Origin of the sequence: Bradyrhizobium sp. WBOS07 (assembly GCF_024585165.1) — a bacterium.
Taxonomy (GTDB): Bacteria; Pseudomonadota; Alphaproteobacteria; order Rhizobiales; family Xanthobacteraceae; genus Bradyrhizobium; species Bradyrhizobium japonicum_B.
Map to the genome: position 1 here is coordinate 3387232 of NZ_CP029008.1, position 17744 is coordinate 3404975.

17 protein-coding genes are annotated in these 17744 nt (G+C 65.7%); 12 read left to right on the forward strand and 5 right to left on the reverse strand.

Going from position 1 to position 17744, the window contains the following annotated elements; all coding sequences use genetic code 11:
* Positions 1-3: 3 nt before the first annotated feature.
* The 4 genes from DCM79_RS16170 to DCM79_RS16185 all read left to right on the forward strand — a co-directional run bounded on the left by DCM79_RS16170 (position 4) and on the right by DCM79_RS16185 (position 5159).
* Positions 4-1509: a M81 family metallopeptidase gene (locus tag DCM79_RS16170; protein WP_257175324.1), complete on the forward strand. Its 1506-nt coding sequence runs from the start codon at positions 4-6 to the stop codon at positions 1507-1509.
* 13 nt (positions 1510-1522) lie between these two features.
* Positions 1523-2695, forward strand: coding sequence for a M20 aminoacylase family protein (locus tag DCM79_RS16175; protein ID WP_257175325.1), 1173 nt, complete (start codon positions 1523-1525; stop codon positions 2693-2695).
* Positions 2688-4109 (forward strand): amidase, encoded by a 1422-nt coding sequence (locus DCM79_RS16180; RefSeq protein WP_257180775.1) that lies wholly within the window; start codon positions 2688-2690, stop codon positions 4107-4109. Before DCM79_RS16175 ends, DCM79_RS16180 begins: the two co-directional genes overlap by 8 nt.
* Before the next feature lie 159 nt (positions 4110-4268).
* Complete coding sequence (locus DCM79_RS16185) at positions 4269-5159, forward strand: crotonase/enoyl-CoA hydratase family protein (RefSeq protein WP_135163159.1); 891 nt, start codon at positions 4269-4271, stop codon at positions 5157-5159.
* Positions 5160-5247: 88 nt separating this feature from the next.
* Here the strand turns inward: DCM79_RS16185 and DCM79_RS16190 are convergent, their stop codons facing one another.
* Positions 5248-6231 (reverse strand): NADPH:quinone oxidoreductase family protein, encoded by a 984-nt coding sequence (locus DCM79_RS16190; RefSeq protein WP_257175326.1) that lies wholly within the window; start codon positions 6229-6231, stop codon positions 5248-5250.
* Positions 6231-6839 (reverse strand): 2-hydroxychromene-2-carboxylate isomerase, encoded by a 609-nt coding sequence (locus tag DCM79_RS16195; RefSeq protein ID WP_257175327.1) that lies wholly within the window; start codon positions 6837-6839, stop codon positions 6231-6233. The genes DCM79_RS16190 and DCM79_RS16195 overlap by 1 nt, the downstream gene beginning before the upstream one ends.
* 330 nt (positions 6840-7169) lie before the next feature.
* On the opposite strand from DCM79_RS16195, the gene DCM79_RS16200 reads away from it, so the two are divergent.
* On the forward strand, positions 7170-8192 hold the full coding sequence (locus DCM79_RS16200) for a methionine synthase (RefSeq protein ID WP_257175328.1): 1023 nt from the start codon (positions 7170-7172) through the stop codon (positions 8190-8192).
* Between the two features lie 25 nt (positions 8193-8217).
* On the opposite strand, the gene DCM79_RS16205 is transcribed toward DCM79_RS16200, so the two are convergent.
* The 3 genes from DCM79_RS16205 to DCM79_RS16215 all read right to left on the reverse strand — a co-directional run bounded on the left by DCM79_RS16205 (position 8218) and on the right by DCM79_RS16215 (position 10277).
* Positions 8218-8835 carry a hypothetical protein gene (locus tag DCM79_RS16205; protein WP_257175329.1) on the reverse strand — a complete coding sequence of 206 codons (618 nt, stop codon included), beginning with the start codon at positions 8833-8835 and terminating at the stop codon, positions 8218-8220.
* A 135-nt stretch (positions 8836-8970) separates the two neighbouring features.
* Complete coding sequence (gene gpt, locus DCM79_RS16210; RefSeq protein WP_063195254.1) at positions 8971-9498, reverse strand: xanthine phosphoribosyltransferase; 528 nt, start codon at positions 9496-9498, stop codon at positions 8971-8973.
* A 41-nt stretch (positions 9499-9539) separates the two neighbouring features.
* Complete coding sequence (locus DCM79_RS16215) at positions 9540-10277, reverse strand: molybdopterin-binding protein (protein WP_257175330.1); 738 nt, start codon at positions 10275-10277, stop codon at positions 9540-9542.
* Between the two features lie 279 nt (positions 10278-10556).
* Between DCM79_RS16215 and DCM79_RS16220 the strand changes: the two genes are divergently transcribed.
* The 7 genes from DCM79_RS16220 to DCM79_RS16250 all read left to right on the forward strand — a co-directional run bounded on the left by DCM79_RS16220 (position 10557) and on the right by DCM79_RS16250 (position 17690).
* On the forward strand, positions 10557-11975 hold the full coding sequence (locus tag DCM79_RS16220) for a circularly permuted type 2 ATP-grasp protein (protein WP_257175331.1): 1419 nt from the start codon (positions 10557-10559) through the stop codon (positions 11973-11975).
* A gap of 3 nt (positions 11976-11978) precedes the next feature.
* Positions 11979-12923: an alpha-E domain-containing protein gene (locus DCM79_RS16225; RefSeq protein ID WP_257175332.1), complete on the forward strand. Its 945-nt coding sequence runs from the start codon at positions 11979-11981 to the stop codon at positions 12921-12923.
* Between the two features lie 167 nt (positions 12924-13090).
* Complete coding sequence (locus DCM79_RS16230) at positions 13091-13939, forward strand: transglutaminase family protein (RefSeq protein WP_257175333.1); 849 nt, start codon at positions 13091-13093, stop codon at positions 13937-13939.
* Between the two features lie 63 nt (positions 13940-14002).
* Complete coding sequence (locus DCM79_RS16235) at positions 14003-14410, forward strand: carboxymuconolactone decarboxylase family protein (RefSeq protein ID WP_257175334.1); 408 nt, start codon at positions 14003-14005, stop codon at positions 14408-14410.
* A 193-nt stretch (positions 14411-14603) separates the two neighbouring features.
* Positions 14604-15362, forward strand: coding sequence for a proteasome-type protease (locus DCM79_RS16240; protein WP_126257829.1), 759 nt, complete (start codon positions 14604-14606; stop codon positions 15360-15362).
* Positions 15363-15386: 24 nt separating this feature from the next.
* Positions 15387-16145: an SDR family oxidoreductase gene (locus DCM79_RS16245; protein WP_257175335.1), complete on the forward strand. Its 759-nt coding sequence runs from the start codon at positions 15387-15389 to the stop codon at positions 16143-16145.
* A 294-nt stretch (positions 16146-16439) separates the two neighbouring features.
* Positions 16440-17690 (forward strand): NupC/NupG family nucleoside CNT transporter, encoded by a 1251-nt coding sequence (locus tag DCM79_RS16250; RefSeq protein WP_257175336.1) that lies wholly within the window; start codon positions 16440-16442, stop codon positions 17688-17690.
* Positions 17691-17744 lie beyond the last annotated feature (54 nt).

Consider the following 17744-nt stretch of genomic DNA (forward strand, 5'->3'; position numbering starts at 1 on the left):
TTGATGACACGTATCGCCGTCGGCGGCTTCCTGCACGAGACCAACACTTTCGCTCCCACCAAGGCGACCTTCGCCGACTTCCAGCATGGCGGCGGCTGGCCGGCGATGACTGAGGGGGCCGACGTGCTGAAGGTGATGCGGCGCATCAATGTCGGCCTCGCCGGTTTCGTCGACAGCGCCGAGACCAACGGCTGGGAACTCGTCCCGACGATTGCCGCCGCGGCGAGCCCTTCCGCGCACGTCACCAAGGACGCCTTCGAGCGCATCGTGAAAGTGATGGTCGACGGCATCGCAGCCGCCGGGCCGATCGACGCGGTCTATCTCGACCTGCACGGCGCGATGGTGACCGAGCACCTCGACGACGGCGAAGGCGAGATCCTGGCGCGGGTGCGCCGCATCATCGGCAAGGACGTTCCGCTGGTCGCCAGCCTCGACCTCCACGCCAACGTCACCCCCGAGATGATCGAGTATGCCGACGCGCTGATCGCCTACCGCACCTATCCCCACGTCGACATGGCCGAGACCGGCCGCGCCTCGGCGCGACATCTGGCTCGGCTGCTGAAGACGAAACAGCGCCTCGCAAAGGCGTTCCGGCAATTGCCGTTCCTGATCCCGATCAGCTGGCAATGCACCAACGACCAGCCCACCAAAGGCATCTACGAAAAGCTCGCCGCCCTGGAGGGCGATGCGGTCCCGACACTGTCTTTCGCGCCGGGCTTTCCCGCCGCCGACTTCCGCGATTGCGGGCCGAGCGTGTTCGCCTATGGCACGACGCAAGCGGAGGCCGATCGCGCCGCGGACGCGATCGTGAGGCTGGTCGAAAGCCATGAGGACGATTTCGACGGCAAGATCTGGACGCCCGACGACGGCGTGCGCCACGCCATGGAACTTGCGAAGAGCGCGAGCAAGCCGATCATCATCGCCGACACCCAGGACAATCCCGGCGCCGGCGGCGATTCCGACACCACGGGCATGCTGCGCGCGCTGGTGCGCAACAAGGCGAGCGCCGCGACCGGCGCGATCTACGATCCGGAATCGGCCAAGGCCGCGCATGCGGCCGGCGTCGGCGCCACCGTGACGCTTGCGCTCGGCGGCAAGTCCGGCATTCCCGGCGACGAGCCCTACACCGAGACCTTCGTGGTCGAAAAGCTCTCCGACGGCCGCTTCATCGCACCGGGTCCCTATTACGGCGGCCGCGAGATGGAGATGGGCCCCTCCGCAGCCTTGCGCATCGGCGACGTCCGGGTCGTGGTGAGCTCGTACAAGGCCCAGCTCGCCGACCAGGCGATGTACCGCTATGTCGGCATCGAGCCGACGCGAGAGAAGATTCTCGTCAACAAGAGCTCGGTGCATTTCCGCGCCGATTTCGAGCCGATCGCTGCGAGCCTGATGATCTGCGCCGCGCCCGGCGCGATGCCGGCCGACACCGCCTCCCTGCCCTGGACGCGGCTGCGCCCGGGTATCCGCATCAAGCCGAACGGCCCCGTTTTCATTCCTCCCTCACGCTGACTGGACAAAGCACATGCCCACGATCGACCGCATCGACGGCTATGCCGACGAACTCACTGCCATCCGGCGCGACCTCCACGCCCATCCCGAGATCGGCTTCGAGGAGGTCCGCACCTCCGGCATCGTCGCCGACAAGCTGAAGAGCTGGGGCATCGAGGTGCACCGCGGCCTCGGCGGCACCGGCGTGATCGGCGTCATCAAGGGCAAGGGCTCCGGCACCAAGCGCATTGGTCTGCGCGCCGACATGGACGCGCTGCCGATGGAAGAGAACACCAATCTGAAATGGAGCTCGAAGATCCCCGGCCGCTTCCATGGCTGCGGCCACGACGGCCACACCACCATGCTGCTCGGCACCGCGCGCTACCTCGCCGAGACCAGGAATTTCGACGGCACCGTGCACCTGATCTTCCAGCCGGCCGAGGAAGGGCTCGGCGGCGCCCGCGCCATGATCAAGGACGGCCTGTTCGAGAAATTTCCGTGCGACGAGCTCTACGGCCTGCACAACGCACCCGACCTCAACCACGGCGAGATCGCGATCCTGCCGGGCCCGGCGATGGCCAGCGCCGACTTCTTCGACCTGCGCATCACCGGCTACGGCGCGCATGGCGCGATGCCCGAGCGCTCCAAGGACGCCGTGATCATCGCGACCACGCTGGCGCAGGCGATCCAGACCATCGTCAGCCGCAACGTCGATCCGCTGCAGGCCGCCGTGGTGTCGATCACCCAGATCCACGCAGGCTCCGCCTACAACGTCATTCCCGGCGACGCTCATCTTTGCGGCACCATCCGCACCTTCTCGAAGGAAGTTCGCGCCCTGGTCAGCGAACGCATCCGCACGATCTGCGCCGGCGTAGCAAGCGCCTACCAATGCGTGATCGACGTCGACATCCGCGACACCTTTGGCGTGCTGATCAATCAGGTCGAGCAGTCCAAGGTGGTCGAGGAGGTCGCACGCACCATCGTCGACCCCGCCAACGTGATCACCCGCGCCCAACCCAAGATGGGCAGCGAGGATTTCGCCGACATGCTGGAGACCATTCCCGGCGCCTATTTCTGGGTCGGCCATGACGGCTCGGTGCCGGTGCACAATCCCGGCTTCGTGCTCGACGACAAGATCCTGCCGATCGGCGCCAGCATGTTCGCGCGCATCATCGAGACGCGGATGCCGGTAGGTGGCAATGCATAAGAAGCGTGCGGACGAGGCGGTCACCTCGCTGCACGATCTGTCCGCGGTCGATCTGATCGCGGGCTATCGCGCCAAGCAATTCTCACCGAGCGAGGTACTGGAGGACTTGCTCGCGCATGTCGCGGCGTGGGAACCGCATCTGAAGGCGCTCTATGCCTTCGATCCCGACGGCGCGCGCGAGGCCGCCAAGGCCTCGACCGCGCGCTGGACCGGCGGCGAGCCGTCCGGCGCGCTCGACGGCGTGCCTGTCACGGTGAAGGACAACATCGCGACCAAGGGCGTGCCGGTGCCGCTGGGCGCGGCCAGCGTCAAGCTGGTTCCGGCCGAGAAGGACGCCCCGCCCGCGGCGCGGCTGCGCGAGGCCGGCGCGATCATCTTCGCCAAGACCACCATGCCCGATTACGGCATGCTGTCCTCCGGGCTCTCCAGCTTCCACGCGCTGGCGCGCAACCCCTGGGACCTCACCAAGAATCCGGGCGGCTCCAGCGCGGGCGCGGGCGCAGCCGCTGCGGCCGGCTATGGCCCGCTGCATCTCGGCACCGATATCGGCGGCTCGGTGCGCCTGCCCGCGGGCTGGTGCGGCCTCGTCGGCCTGAAGCCGAGCTTTGGCCGCGTGCCGATTGATCCCACCTATGTCGGCCGTGTCGCCGGGCCCATGACCCGGACGGTCGATGATTGCGCGCTGATGATGAGCGTGATCGCCAAGCCCGACCGGCGCGACGGCATGAGCCTGCCCGCCGAGCCGCTCAACTGGAAGGGCCTCGACAAATCTCCGCGAAAGCTGCGGATCGGCTTGATGCTCGATGCCGGCTGCGGCCTCGCGCCCGAGAAGCCGGTGCGCGAGATCGCGGTGAAGGCGGCGAAGGCGTTCGAGTCCGCGGGCAGCGTCGTCACCGAGATCGACGGCATCCTGACGCGCGAGATGCTCGACGGCCTCGACAATTTCTGGCGCGCAAGGATGTGGGACGATCTGTCGAAGCTGACGCCGGCCGACCAGGCCAAGGTGCTGCCCTACATCTTCAAGTGGGGCGAGTCCGGCGCCAAGCTCTCGGGCGTCGACGTGATCCGCGGCTTCAACCAGACCATGGCGATCCGGGCCGCGGCAGCCAAACTGTTCTGCGAGCTCGACTATGTGATCTCGCCGACCGCACCGAACGTGAACTATCCCGCGGAATGGGCCTCGCCGACCAACGATCCCATGAAGCCGTTCGAGCACATCGCCTATACCGTGCCGTGGAATATGTCGGAGAATCCGGCGGTCACCGTCAACGGCGGTTTCGACGCCAAGGGTTTCCCCATCGGCGTGCAGATCGTCGGCCGCCGCTTCGACGATATCGGCGTGCTCGGCCTGGCCAAGGCGTTCGAGGCCCTGCGCGGCGCGCAGCGGCCCTGGCCGAAGCCGCCGGCGCATTAATCGCACTGCCGTCATTCCGGGTTGCGCCCACTTGGCGCAAGCCCGGAATCCATTCCTCGGCACAATCCGTGCGGAGACATGGATTCCGGGTTCGCGCTTCGCGCGCCCCGGAATGACGTGCTAGAGAAATCGGCAAAGAACCCGGGAAGGAAACCAGCCATGGCGTATGAGACGATCAAATACGAGGTCGCCGAGCAGATCCTCACCATCACGCTGAACCGGCCCGACAAGCTCAACGCCTTCAACGCTCAGATGCAGTCCGAGCTGATCGACGCGTTCGACGCCGCTGACAAGGACGACAATGTCCGCGCCATCATCGTCACCGGTGCCGGCCGCGGCTTCTGCGCGGGCGCCGATCTCTCCTCCGGCGCCGACACGTTCGACCGCGACGCGCGGCGCGGGCCGGTGAAGCGCCTTGCCGACGGCAAGGTCGATTACAGCGATCCGCAGGTGCGCGACGGCGGCGGCCAGGTCACCTTGCGCATCTTCAAGTGCCTCAAGCCCGTGATCGCCGCAGTGAACGGGCCGGCGGTCGGCATCGGCGTCACCATGCAGCTCGCGATGGACATCCGCATCGCGTCGGACGCCGCGCGGTTCGGCTTCGTGTTCTCCCAGCGCGGCATCGTGCCGGAGGCCGCCTCGAGCTGGTTCCTGCCGCGCATCGTAGGCATCTCGCAGGCGCTGGAATGGTGCTATTCCGGCCGCGTCTTCCCGGCCCAAGAGGCCCTCGCCGGCCGTCTCGTCAGCAAGGTTGTCGCCCCCGATGATCTCCTGCCGACCGCCCGCGCGCTCGCCAAGGAATTCGCGGCGAAGACCGCGCCGGTCTCGGTGGCGCTGATCCGCCAGATGATGTGGCGCATGATGGGTGCCGACGATCCCATGGAGGCGCACAAGGTCGACAGCCGCGGCATCTATGCCCGCGGCCGCTCGGACGACGTCAAGGAAGGCGTGGTGTCGTTCCTGGAGAAGCGCCCCGCACAGTTCAAGAACAAGGTCTCGACCGACATGCCGGACTATTTCCCGTGGTGGACCGAGCGGGAATACAAGTGAGGCTCCTGTAGGGTGGGTTAGCGCAGCGTAACCCACCGTTGATATCACTGCGGAGAAAGAGGTGGGTTACGCCTTCGGCTAACCCACCCTACTTTTCACTCATCATCAGCGCCACGCGCCCGATCGCCTTGCGGTCGATTAACAGCCGCATCGCCTTCGCATAGTCCTCCAGCGGCAAGCGGTGCGAGACGTTGGGGCGCAGCTTGCCCTCCTCCGCCCATTGCAGCAGCGCCTTCAGGCGGACCTCGCCGAGAGCCGGATTCTTGCGCACGGCCTCGCCGGCGCGCACGCCGAGCACGCTGGCGCCCTTGATCAGCAGGAGGTTGGTTCTGGCCGAGCCGATGCCGCCGGTGAAGCCGATCACCAGGAGCCGCGCGCCCCAGGCGATGCAGCGCATCGAATCCTCAAAGACCTGGCCGCCGACGGGATCGAACACGACGTCCGCGCCGCGACCGTCGGTGATGCGCTTGACGGCATCGCGAAACGGCTCGCGGTCGTAGCGGACGAGATGATCGGCGCCGCGCGCCTTGGCGACGGCGAGCTTCTCGTCGCTGGATGCGGTCGCGATCACGATCGCGCCGAGCATCTTGCCGATCTCGACCGCGGCCAATCCCGTGCCGCCGCCGGCGCCGTGCACCAGCAGCACCTCGCCCGGCGCGACCTGGCCACGGTCGATCAGCGCATGATAGGCCGTGCCATGACCGGCCAGATAAGTCGCGGCTTCCGCGTAGTCGAATGTCGACGGCTTGGGGGTGAGCTGTGACGGCGTGACGACGGCTTCATCCGCAAACGCACCGTGCCGCATCTTGACGATGACCTTGTCGCCGACGGCGACGCCCCTCGCCTCCGGGCCGATCTCGGTGACGTCGCCGGCAGCTTCCATGCCGGGCGTGAACGGCAGCTCCGGCTTGAGCTGATATTGCCCGGCCGCCATCAGCACATCGGGAAAATTCAGCCCGGCGGCGCGGATCGCGACGCGCACCTCGCCCGGCTTCAGGACGCGCGACGGATACTCCTCGAGCCGCAATGCTTCGGGCTCGCCGAGCGTGCGGCAGACGACGGCCCGCACCATCAGGCCGCGCTCGCCTTGCCGCGCAGAAGCGCCTCGCGGATCAGCGGCAGGCGGTCGTTGCCGAAATACATGTCGGTCTTGTTCACGAAGATCGTCGGCGAGCCGAAGCCGCCGCGGGCGACGACCTCTTCGGTATTTGCCTTGAGCTGATCCTTGATCCCCTGCTCCGAGATCCCTGCGAAGAATTTCTGCTCGTCGATGCCGACCTTCTTGCAGATCTCGGCCAGCACGGCGTCCTGCGAAATGTCCTTGTCACCGCCCCAATAGGCCTGGAACACCGCGGTCGCAAACGGCACCATGTCCTTGCCGAGCCAGATGCAGCCGCGCATCGCCTTGACGCTGTTCACGGGAAACACCGTCGGCGGCATCTTGATCGGAAGGCCCGCCGAGCGCGCCCAGTCCTGAAGATCCTTCTGCATGTAGCGCGCCTTCAGCGGCACCGGCTTCTCGCGCTGCGCATAGACGCTCGGGTTGACGGTGTTGAAGATGCCGCCGACCAGGATCGGCCGCCAGACGATCTCGGCGCCGAGCTCCTTGGCCAGCGGCTGGATGTTGTGGAAGGCGAGATAGGTCCAGGGGCTGGAACAGTCGAAGAAGAATTCGATCATGGGGGTTCCTTTGTGACGGACCTCATCCTGAGGAGGCCGCGTAGCGGCCGTCTCGAAGGATGGCCGCGCGTGACAGTCGGGCCTTCATGGTCCGAGACGCGCCTACGGCGCTCCTCACCATGAGGAACGAGCACTACTTCCTTCTCAACAATTCCCTAGCCCTCTGCCCGAACATGATCTTGCGTGTTTCCGCGTCGAACGGCTCTCTGGCAAATTGCCGATCTCCCCTTCGCCTGCGCCGCTGGACTAGAGAGCGACTTTCGTTGTTCTGTACCTCGACGTTAGGACATGGCAGGAAGGGGCGCAACACAACCTGCCGGGAGGGCCGCCATGCTGTTTCCAACCACGATCGCCGGCTCCTTGCCGAAGCCGGAATGGCTCGCCGAGCCCAACATGCTCTGGGCGCCCTGGAAGTCGCAGGGCGACGAGCTTCTCCGCGCCAAGCGCGACGCGACGCTGATCTGGCTGAAGATCCAGGAGGACGCCGGCATCGACGTGGTCACCGAGGGCGAGCAGGCCCGTCAGCATTTCGTCCACGGCTTCCTGGAGAAAATCGAAGGCATCGATTTCGCCCACAAGGTCGAGATGGGCATCCGGAAAGACCGCTACAAGGCGATGGTGCCGCAGGTCATTGCGCCGCTCCGGCTGAAGGACCGCGTCCATGCCTTCGAGGCGCGGGTGGCGCGTACGCATACGAAGAAGAAGCTCAAATTCACCCTGCCCGGCCCAATGACCATCATCGACACCATCGCCGACCGCTATTACGGCGACCGCGTCAAGATGGCGTTTGCCTTCGCCGAGCTCTTGAACGAGGAAGCCAAGGCCTTGCAGGCCGACGGCGTCGATGTCGTGCAGTTCGACGAGCCTGCCTTCAACGTCTACATGGACGAGGTCAACGATTGGGGCATCACGGCGCTGGAGCGCGCCGCGCAGGGGCTGACCTGCACCACCGCCGTGCACATCTGCTACGGCTACGGCATCAAGGCCAACACCGACTGGAAAGAAACGCTGGGCAGCCAGTGGCGGCAATACGAGCAGATCTTCCCGGCGATCGACGCGAGCCCGATCCAGCAGGTCGCGGTCGAATGCCGCAACTCGAAAGTGCCGCTCGACCTGCTCGCGCTCCTGAAGAACAAGATCGTGCAGGCCGGCGTGATCGACGTCGCCAGCGACGCGGTGGAGACCGCCGAGGACGTCGTGCAGGTAATCGACGCCGTGTCGAAGTTCGTGCCCAAGAGCAACATCATCGCCACAACCAATTGCGGCATGGCCCCGATGCGGCGCGAGATCGCCGAGGCCAAGCTGATGGCGCTCGGCGCCGGCGCCGCGCTCGCGCGCGAGAAGCTGGGGTGACGGCGGCAACCTGCAAAAGGCTCCGCTAGTCCAGCGCGGTCGAATGCAGCGCCGGCCGGTATCCGGCGCTCAGCGCCCGCAATGTGGACGGAGGCGTCAGCAACATCGGGCTCTCCAGCTCGCGCTGGATGGGGGCATAGCCGGCGGGGGACCATAGCAGCGGCCGGCCTGTCGTCATCAGAAAGCTCTGTTCGCCCTGCTGCACCATCGCGCCATCCGGCAAGTCTGCCAGCGGCGCCGGCACTGGGTGCAACCGCTTGCGGCCACGATCGAGACGCTCCCGATGCAGCTGGACGTCCATTGCCTTTGCGCTCACCTTGCTTGCGCCATTGCCCCGCTCCCATGCCGCGCGGAAGCGGTTGGCATCGTCGCGGCGGCAGAAGAAGCAGGGGCGATGCCCTGCGGCAAGAGCGGTGGCTTCATCGAGAAAGAACAGCTCGGTCCAGCTCCGCCGCGCCATCACCGGACGTCGCCAGCCGCGGAATTCGCACAGGCAGGTGATCCAGGCCGGAGACGACCAGCGCTTCTTCAGCAGCGTCCTGGTCGCGGGATCGTGGATGATGCCGCGATTGCCGGTGAACATGCCGCGATGCGGCGTGGCGATGATGTCGCCGGTGGGCGTGACGCGGTTTTGCAGGGGCATGGGTGCCTCAACCCGTCATTGCGAGGAGCCCGCGACAAATTGCGAAGCAATTTGCGCTGGCGACGAAGCAATCCAGACTATTTCCGCGGACACATTTCTGGATTGCTTCGCTGCGCTCGCAAATGACGGCGACGGTCACGCCGCCCCGTCACGCAGCGGCGGGTGGTAGGACAGCGCGGTGTCCCAGGGGAAGAAGATCCAGGTGTCCTGCGAGACCTCGGTGATGAAGGTATCGACCAGCGGGCGCCCTTTCGGCTTGGCGTAGACGGTGGCGAAATGCGCGTCGGGCAACATCTCGCGCACCAGCCGGCCGGTCTTGCCGGTGTCGACGAGGTCGTCGACGATCAACAGCCCCTTGCCGGTGCCGCCGCCAAGCTTCATGGCCTGTTCCGAAATGCCCTTGAGGACCTGGAGCTCGCCCTGCTTGTCGTGATCGTAGCTGGCGATACAGACCGTATCGATCACGCGCACGCCGAGCTCGCGGGCCACGATCGCGGCCGGCACGAGGCCGCCGCGCGTGATCGCGATCACCGCGTGGAACGGACCGACCTCGTTGAGCCGCCAGGTCAGCGCCCGGCAATCCCGGTGGAATTGGTCCCACGAGACCGGAAAGGCCCTGCCCGCCCGCTCCTGTGCGCTCAGTTCCGGTGCTTCACCAGCCATTGTCGTCTCCTGCGTCGTAAAACGTCCGGCAAGCCGCGGGCTTAACGGCTGACGTTCAATCCTGCCAGCATCTCCTTCACCGCAGCCATCGCTGCCGCCAGCTTCTCGGGATCTCGCGAGCGCACCACCAGGTTGGTGTTCGGTTTCGAATCCTCGTCCATGAAGGGATAGCTGCCGATGATGGTGTCGGGATGGGCGGCGGCGATCGCCCGCAGCGGACCACCGATGTCGCCCTCGCGCGCGTTGGCGCGCACCGTGTCGGAGAGCATGCGCACGCCCGATTTCAGCTTGGGTGCGACGATGTCCATCATCGCCTGCATGATCGAGGGCACGCCCGCCATGACGATGACATTGCCGATCTTGAAGCCGGGAGCCAGGATGGTCGCGCTCTGGATCAGCTCGGCGCCGTCGGGGATGCGGGCCATGCGGAGGCGGGCCTCGTTGAGGTCCTGCTCGCTCCAGCGCTCGCGAAAACGAGCGACAACCTCCGGGTGGTGGTCGATGCCGACGCCGAACGCCTTGGCGACGGCATCGGCGGTGATGTCGTCATGGGTCGGCCCGATGCCCCCGGTGGTGAAGACATAGGTGTAGCGATGCCGCAGTGCATCCAGGGCCGCGATGATGTCGGCCTCGTCGTCGGAGACGACCCGGACCTCCTTCAGGTCGATGCCGATATTGGTCAGGTATTCGGCGATGAAGCCGATATTCTTGTCCTTGGTTCGGCCGGACAGGATCTCGTCGCCAATGACCAGAATGCCCGCCGTGACGATCTCGCTCATAACTCAAGTCCCTCACCTGTAGCGCCGACTTTGCCGGGGTAACGCGTTGAAGTCACGCGGTTTTGCTGCCGAAATAAGCAGTCCTCCGCCATTTTTTCGGGCAGGCCGCCGGCCATATCAGGCAAATGCTGCCAAGCCATGCTTATCGCGCTGGCCCGGCCCTTGCTACCACATGAAAGTCATGCACTCTTGCCGCATGGCCACAGGACGTTGCGGTCTTCAACAAGGCCTTGCGGCCTGTCCAATGGCGCAACGCCTTGCGGAGACAAGTCGGGATCTATGGCAGTCGCGTTTGACGAAATGAACATTCCCGGCGGGGACCTTCGCCCCGCCTATCAGGAGCTGGCGCGCTGGCTCAAGGAGACGCCCCCCGAGGCGCTCGAATATCGCCGCCAGGAGGCCGAGCTCCTGTTCCGCCGGATCGGCATCACCTTCGCGGTCTACGGCGAGGCCGAATCCACCGAACGCCTGATCCCCTTCGACGTCATCCCGCGAATCATGTCCGGCAAGGAATGGACCCTGTTGGAGAAGGGCCTGAAGCAGCGCGTGCGCGCGCTCAACATGTTCCTGCGCGACATCTATCACGGCCGCGACATCCTCCGCGCCGAGATCGTGCCTGACGATCTGATCTTCCAGAATCCGGTGTTCCGGCCCGAGATGAACGGCCAGCACGTGCCGCACGACGTCTACGTGCACATCGCCGGCATCGACATCGTCCGGGTCGATGCCGAGGACTTCATCGTGCTGGAAGACAACGCGCGGACGCCGTCCGGCGTGTCCTACATGCTGGAAAACCGCGAGATCATGATGCGGCTGTTTCCGGACCTGTTCGCCCGCCACAAGGTGGCGCCGGTCGAGCGCTATCCGGATGAGCTGCTCGCCGCGCTCCGCTCGGTCGCGCCGCAAAGCGCGTCCAGCGAGCCGACCGTGGCCCTGCTCACGCCGGGCGTCTACAACTCGGCCTATTACGAGCACTCCTTCCTGGCCGACAAGCTCGGCATCGAGCTGGTCGAGGGCCGCGATCTCATCGTCAAGAACAACGAAGTGTTCATGCGGACGACGGAAGGGCTGAAGCGGGTCGACGTCATCTACCGCCGCGTCGACGACGACTTCCTCGATCCCCTCACCTTCCGTCCCGATTCCGTGCTCGGCGTGCCCGGGCTGATGTCGGCCTATGCGGCCGGCAACATCACCCTCGCCAACGCCGTCGGCACCGGCATTGCCGACGACAAGGCGATCTATTCCTACATGCCGGACATCGTGAGATTCTATCTCGGCGAGGAGCCGATCCTGAAGAACGTGCCGACCTGGCGCTGCCGCGAGCCAAAGGATCTCGCCTACGTGCTGGACAATCTGAGCGAGCTCGTCGTCAAGGAAGTGCACGGCTCCGGCGGCTACGGCATGCTGATCGGCCCCGCCGCGACGAAAGCGACGATCGAAGCGTTCCGCGACAAGCTCAAGCGCGAGCCGGAGGGTTTCATCGCGCAGCCGACGCTGGCGCTCTCGACCTGCCCGACCTGCACCGCATCGGGCCTTGCACCACGCCATGTCGATCTTCGGCCCTTCGTGCTCACGGGCAGCAAGAGCACGACCATCGTGCCGGGCGGCCTCACACGTGTTGCGCTGAAGGAAGGCTCCCTGGTGGTGAATTCGAGCCAGGGCGGCGGCACCAAAGACACCTGGATCCTGGACGAGTAGCAGATGCTGTCGCGTACCGCCGAAAACCTCTATTGGCTCGCCCGCTACGTCGAACGGGCCGAATATCTCGCGCGCACCATCGATGCGACCTTGCGCGTCACCGCGCTTCCCGCCGCCTATATCGGCAAGACTAACGAATGGGACTCGGCGCTGCTCACCGCCGGCGTCGCCGCCAGCTTCTACCAGACCTACGAGGAAGCCAACGAGCACAACGTCGTCGAATACCTCTCGTTCTCCGCGGACAATCCGTCCTCGATCAGGAATTGCATCGAGGCGGCGCGGCTGAACTCGCGTTCGGTGCGCACGGCACTGACCAGCGAGATGTGGGACACCATCAACTCGGCCTGGATCGAGCTTCAGGCGGTGTGGAGCAAGGGTGCCTCGACGCGCGAGGAGCTCGCGAAGTTCCTGCGCTTCGTGCAGGAGACCTCGCTGCGCTTCGACGGCTCGGCCTACCGGACCATGCTGCGCAACGACGCCTATTGGTTCTCGCGGATGGGGGTGCACCTGGAGCGCGCCGACAACACCGCGCGCATTCTCGACGTGAAGTATCACGTGCTGCTGCCCGAGGAGGAGCATGTCGGCGGCCCGCTCGACTTCTACCAGTGGAGCTCGATCCTGCGCTCGGTCTCGGCGCTGACGGCCTATCACTGGGTCTATCGCGAGACGCTGAAGCCGTGGCTGATCGCGGACCTGCTCATTCTCAACGACACGCTGCCGCGCTCGCTGGCGAGCTGCTACGGCAATCTCGTCCGCAACCTCGACCAGATCGGCGTCGCCTATGGCCGCCAGGGCGCAGCCCAGCGCCACGCCCGCGGCATCCGCAACCGGCTGGAGCACAGCAACATGAACGACATTTTCCAGCACGGCGTGCATGAATTCATTCAGGAATTCATCACGGACAATTCCAGGCTGGGCGAAATCATCACGAAGCAGTATTTGATCTGATGTCCCTCGGCTGACGAAATAGGATACCGTCATGGCCGGGCTTGTCCCGGCCATCCACGTTCTTGCCTTCGCGCGTCGAGAAGAGCGTGGATGCCCGGGACAAGCCCGGGCATGACGAGCTTCCTTGCGGCGGCAGTCGGGCCTAACCACGAGCACAACGGTCCGCCATGCGCCTGCGAATCCTGCACACCACGACCTATCGCTACGAGCCGCCGGCCACGAGCGTGATCCAGATTCTGCGCATGACGCCGGGCAGCCATGACGGGCAATATGTGGCGGAATGGCAGATCGACGTCTCCACCGACACCAAGCTCGACACGCACGAGGACGCGTTCGGCAACGTCACCCATGTGCTGTCCTGCGGGCCGGTCGGCGACATCCAGATCACCGCCGAAGGGTTGATCGAGACCCACGACACCGGCGGCGTGCTGCGCGGCGCCGACGAACGCTTTCCGGCGGGCATGTTCCTGCGCGCGACCGACCTCACCTCCGTCAACCCGGCGATGACGGCGGTTGCTCGCCAATTGCGCAGCGAGGCCGAGAGCGACACGCTCGGCTTCCTGCACACGCTGATGACTGAGATTGCCGACCAAATGACGTTCGACGAGGACCCGACCCATAGCGGCACCTCGGCGGCGGAGGCGTTCACGCTCAAGCGCGGGGTGTGCCAGGACTACGCGCACATCTTCATTGCCTGCGCCCGCGCCGGCGGCGTGCCGGCGCGCTTCGTCTCCGGCCACTTCCTGCGCGCGGACGGCCTGTTGCATCAGGACGCCGGCCATGCCTGGGCGGAGGCCTACGTGCCCGACCTCGGCTGGGTCGGCTTCGATCCCGCCAACAGCATCTGCGCCACCGACGCCCATGTCCGCGTCGCGATCGGGCTCGACTATCTCGGCGCGGCCCCGGTGCGCGGCACCCGCTACGGCGGCGGCACGGAGACGCTGACAGTCACCGTGAAGGTCGAGCAGGCCGGCCGCGGCGGGCCGTCGCAATCGCAATCCCAGCGGCAGGGCTAGCCGCAGCCGTCGGATCGCATCAGCCATGCTACACTCGCAGGACCAGCCCTCCGCGAGGTACCCATGGCCACTGTCAAACTGCTTTCGGACGATGAGCTCTCCCCTGAAGCGCGCGCCGTCTTCGACGATATCCGCAAGGTGCGGAAGTCGGACTTCGTCAACAATTTCTGGCGCGCGCTGGCGCATGATCCGAAGACGCTGCGGCGGACCTGGGAGAGCATCAAGGAGGTGATGGCGCCCGGCGCGCTCGATCCCAAGGTCAAGGAAATGCTTTACGTGGCGGTTTCGATCGCGCATGGCTGCAGCTATTGCATTCATTCGCACACCGCCGCTGCACGCGCCAAGGGCATGAGCGAGGCCGAATATGCCGAGATGCTCGCCATCGTCGGCATGGCCGCGGAGACCAACCGCCTGGTGACGGCGCTCGGCGTGCCCGTGGATCAGGCGTTTCTTGTTGATGCCGGCGAATAAGCTGCCGTCTCACGCCGTCATTCCGGGGCGCGCGCAGCGCGAGCCCGGAATCCATCGAGCCGCAAAGTTCGTCGATGAATGGATTCCGGGTTCGTGACTTCGTCGCGCCCCCGGAATGACGGTCGGAATCGGGGGTTTCATGCCTCCTTGAAATTGGCTAGTAATTCCGCGCAAACGCGTTCGGGGAATGGAAATGACCTATTGCTGCGGAATCCTGGTTCGGGACGGTCTGGTGATGATCGCCGACACCCGCACCAATGCCGGCCTCGACAACGTCTCCACGTTCCGCAAGCTCCACATCTTCTCCAAGCCCGGCGAGCGCATCATGGCGATCGCCAGCGCCGGCAACCTCGCCATCAGCCAGTCGGTTCTCTCCACGCTGACCGAAGGCCTGGAGGACCCCAACACGGGCGAGCTCGAGACGCTGATGAACGCGCCGACGATGTTCCAGGCCGCCCAGCGCATCGGCCGGGCGATCCGGGCGGTGCACGCCACCGAAGGCCCTGCCTTGAAGTCCGAGGACGTGTCCTTCGACGTCTCCTTCCTGTTCGGCGGCCAGATCAAGGGTTCGCGGATGCGCCTGTTCATGGTCTACACCGCCGGCAATTTCATCGAGTGCACCACCGACACGCCCTATTTGCAGATCGGCGAGCACAAATACGGCAAGCCGGTGCTCGACCGCGCCATGCATTACGACGTCGAGCTCTACGAGGCGCTGAAGACCGGCCTGATCTCGATGGACTCGACGATGCGCTCCAATCTCGGCGTCGGCCTTCCCATCGACGTGCTGGTGGTGCGCTCGGACGCCTGCGAGGCCGACCTCAACCACCGCATCGAGGCGGGCGAGCCCTATTTCCACGACCTGCGCTCGCGCTGGTCGGCGGCGCTGCGCGCAGCGCATCAGAACATTCCGCGGCCGCCCTACAAGAACGAAAAAGAACCGAAAACCTGACAACATGAGCAAAGGCAGGAAACGATGAGTGAAGCAAAAAAGATCGCATTGGTGACGGGCGCCGGCACCGGCGTCGGGCGCGCGGCCTCGCTGGCGCTGATGAATACCGGCTTCACCGTCGTGCTCACGGGGCGCCGGCTCGACATGCTCGAGGAGACTGCAAAGCTCGGCCCGGCAGGAAAAAGCCTGTGCGTCACCGCCGACATGACCAAGCCGGATTCCATTGCCGCGCTGTTCGACAAGGTGAAGGCGACCTACGGCCGGCTCGACGTGCTCTTCAACAATGCCGGCATGGGCGCGCCCGCCGTGCCGTTCGAGGACCTCAGCCTCGAGCAATGGCAGGCGGTGGTGAACACCAACCTCACCGGGCCGTTCCTGTGCACCCAGCACGCCTTCCGCATCATGAAGGACCAAGACCCGCGCGGCGGCCGCATCATCAACAACGGCTCGATCTCGGCGCATGCGCCGCGGCCGTTCTCGGCCGCCTACACCTCGACCAAGCACGCCATCACCGGCCTGACCAAGGCCAGCAATCTCGATGGCCGCATGTACGACATCGCGGTCGGCCAGGTCGACATCGGCAATGCCGCGACCCCGATGACCGATCGCATGGTCAACGGCCCTGGCGTGCTGCAGCCGGACGGCACCACCAAGCACGAACCGCGCATGGACGCCAAGGCGGTCGGCGACGCCGTGGCCTATATGGCCGGCCTGCCGCTCGATGCCAACGTGCTGACCATGACGGTGATGGCGACCAAGATGCCGTTCGTCGGGCGGGGCTGACACGTCGAGCGAAGCGCGTTACGAAACCCACGATCTCGTGCCCCGGACGCGGCGCAGCGCTCCTTCGGCGCTGCGCTGCAGAGCCGAGGCTCATGCTGCGGCTCGCGAAGCGAAGCTGGGTCCCGGCTCTGCGCCGCAACGCTGACGCGTTGCAGCTTGGCCGGGACACGCGACCATCTCGACTTCAAACTCTCCACCTGACGCTGGCTCGGGACAGCTTCCTCCGGGGCCACCACGACGGCATTGCCTTTGCAAGGCCGGTGCGGCCATAATCGCCGAGGGTTCGGGGACATCATGCTGCGGCTGCAATCGGCACTCGGCATCTTCGCATTGCTGTTGATCGCCTTCGCATTGGCAGAGAACCGGCGCGCCGTGTCGCTGCGCCAGGCGGCGATCGGCCTCTTCATCACCTTCGCCACCGCGATCGTGCTGCTGAAGCTGCCGATCGTCGCTCACGCCTTCGGCACCATCAATGACGCGGTCGGTGCGATCTCCGCGGCCTCGCGCGCCGGGTCCGCCTTCGTGTTCGGCTATATCGGCGGCGGGCCCCTGCCCTTCGACGTCAAGGTGCCGGGCGCCGATTTCATCCTGGCGTTCCAGGCGCTGCCGATCGTTCTGGTCATGAGCGTGCTGACGACGCTGCTGTTCTACTGGCGCGTGCTGCCGCCGATCGTGCGCGGCATGGCCTGGCTGCTGGAGCGGACGCTCGGCGTCGGCGGCGCGGTCGGCCTGTCGACCGCCGCCAACGTCTTTCTCGGCATGGTCGAGGCCCCGCTGTTCGTGCGGCCCTACCTCAAGCAGATGACGCGCAGCGAATTGTTCCTGGTGATGACCGGCGGCATGGCGGGCATCGCCGGCACCGTGCTGGTGCTCTATGCAACGCTGCTGGCGCCCCTCATCCCCGACGCCGCCGCGCATTTCGTCATCGCCTCGGTTCTGGGCGCACCCGCCGCGATCCTCGTCAGCCTGATCATGGTGCCTGAAATCTCGGACCGGCGCACCGGCGGCGCGCTTGAAGATCCCGAAATGGAAATGTCCGGCACGATGGACGCGATCGTGAAAGGCACCACCGCCGGCCTCGAGCTCTTGCTTAACATCGTCGCCATGCTGCTGGTGCTGGTGGCGCTGGTCTATCTCGTCAACGCCATGCTCGGCCTGCTGCCTCACATCGGCGGTGCCGCGATCTCCTTGCAACGACTGCTCGGCCTGGTGATGGCGCCGGTGTGCTGGCTGATGGGATTGCCGTGGGATCAGGCGATCACCGCCGGCAGCCTGATGGGCACCAAGACCGTGCTCAACGAATTGATCGCCTATGTCGATTTCTCAAAGCTGCCGCCCGGCGCGCTCGATCCGCGCTCGCGCCTGATCATGCTCTACGCGATGTGCGGCTTTGCCAATTTCGCCAGCCTCGGCATCATGGTCGGTGGCCTGGGGGTGATGGCGCCGGAGCGGCGCGAGGAGATCAACGCGCTCGGGCTGAAGTCGATCGTGTCGGGGACGCTGACCACGTGCTTGATGGGCGCGGTGGTGGGGGTGGTGGCTTAGACTACTCCACCGGCCGTCATTCCGGGGCGCGACGAAGTCGCGAACTATGGTGCG

What these genes read in the sequence shown, in the direction of transcription:
- DCM79_RS16215 (WP_257175330.1), bottom strand. Translation starts at nt 10,277, where the DNA reads ATGAGCGAGATCGTCACGGCGGGCATTCTGGTCATTGGCGACGAGATC.
- DCM79_RS16245 (WP_257175335.1), top strand. Translation starts at nt 15,387, where the DNA reads ATGAGTGAAGCAAAAAAGATCGCATTGGTGACGGGCGCCGGCACCGGC.
- DCM79_RS16225 (WP_257175332.1), top strand. Translation starts at nt 11,979, where the DNA reads ATGCTGTCGCGTACCGCCGAAAACCTCTATTGGCTCGCCCGCTACGTC.
- DCM79_RS16175 (WP_257175325.1), top strand. Translation starts at nt 1,523, where the DNA reads ATGCCCACGATCGACCGCATCGACGGCTATGCCGACGAACTCACTGCC.
- DCM79_RS16205 (WP_257175329.1), bottom strand. Translation starts at nt 8,835, where the DNA reads ATGCCCCTGCAAAACCGCGTCACGCCCACCGGCGACATCATCGCCACG.
- DCM79_RS16250 (WP_257175336.1), top strand. Translation starts at nt 16,440, where the DNA reads ATGCTGCGGCTGCAATCGGCACTCGGCATCTTCGCATTGCTGTTGATC.
- DCM79_RS16240 (WP_126257829.1), top strand. Translation starts at nt 14,604, where the DNA reads ATGACCTATTGCTGCGGAATCCTGGTTCGGGACGGTCTGGTGATGATC.
- DCM79_RS16180 (WP_257180775.1), top strand. Translation starts at nt 2,688, where the DNA reads ATGCATAAGAAGCGTGCGGACGAGGCGGTCACCTCGCTGCACGATCTG.
- DCM79_RS16200 (WP_257175328.1), top strand. Translation starts at nt 7,170, where the DNA reads ATGCTGTTTCCAACCACGATCGCCGGCTCCTTGCCGAAGCCGGAATGG.
- DCM79_RS16185 (WP_135163159.1), top strand. Translation starts at nt 4,269, where the DNA reads ATGGCGTATGAGACGATCAAATACGAGGTCGCCGAGCAGATCCTCACC.
- DCM79_RS16190 (WP_257175326.1), bottom strand. Translation starts at nt 6,231, where the DNA reads ATGGTGCGGGCCGTCGTCTGCCGCACGCTCGGCGAGCCCGAAGCATTG.
- DCM79_RS16220 (WP_257175331.1), top strand. Translation starts at nt 10,557, where the DNA reads ATGGCAGTCGCGTTTGACGAAATGAACATTCCCGGCGGGGACCTTCGC.
- gpt (WP_063195254.1), bottom strand. Translation starts at nt 9,498, where the DNA reads ATGGCTGGTGAAGCACCGGAACTGAGCGCACAGGAGCGGGCGGGCAGG.
- DCM79_RS16235 (WP_257175334.1), top strand. Translation starts at nt 14,003, where the DNA reads ATGGCCACTGTCAAACTGCTTTCGGACGATGAGCTCTCCCCTGAAGCG.
- DCM79_RS16230 (WP_257175333.1), top strand. Translation starts at nt 13,091, where the DNA reads ATGCGCCTGCGAATCCTGCACACCACGACCTATCGCTACGAGCCGCCG.
- DCM79_RS16170 (WP_257175324.1), top strand. Translation starts at nt 4, where the DNA reads ATGACACGTATCGCCGTCGGCGGCTTCCTGCACGAGACCAACACTTTC.
- DCM79_RS16195 (WP_257175327.1), bottom strand. Translation starts at nt 6,839, where the DNA reads ATGATCGAATTCTTCTTCGACTGTTCCAGCCCCTGGACCTATCTCGCC.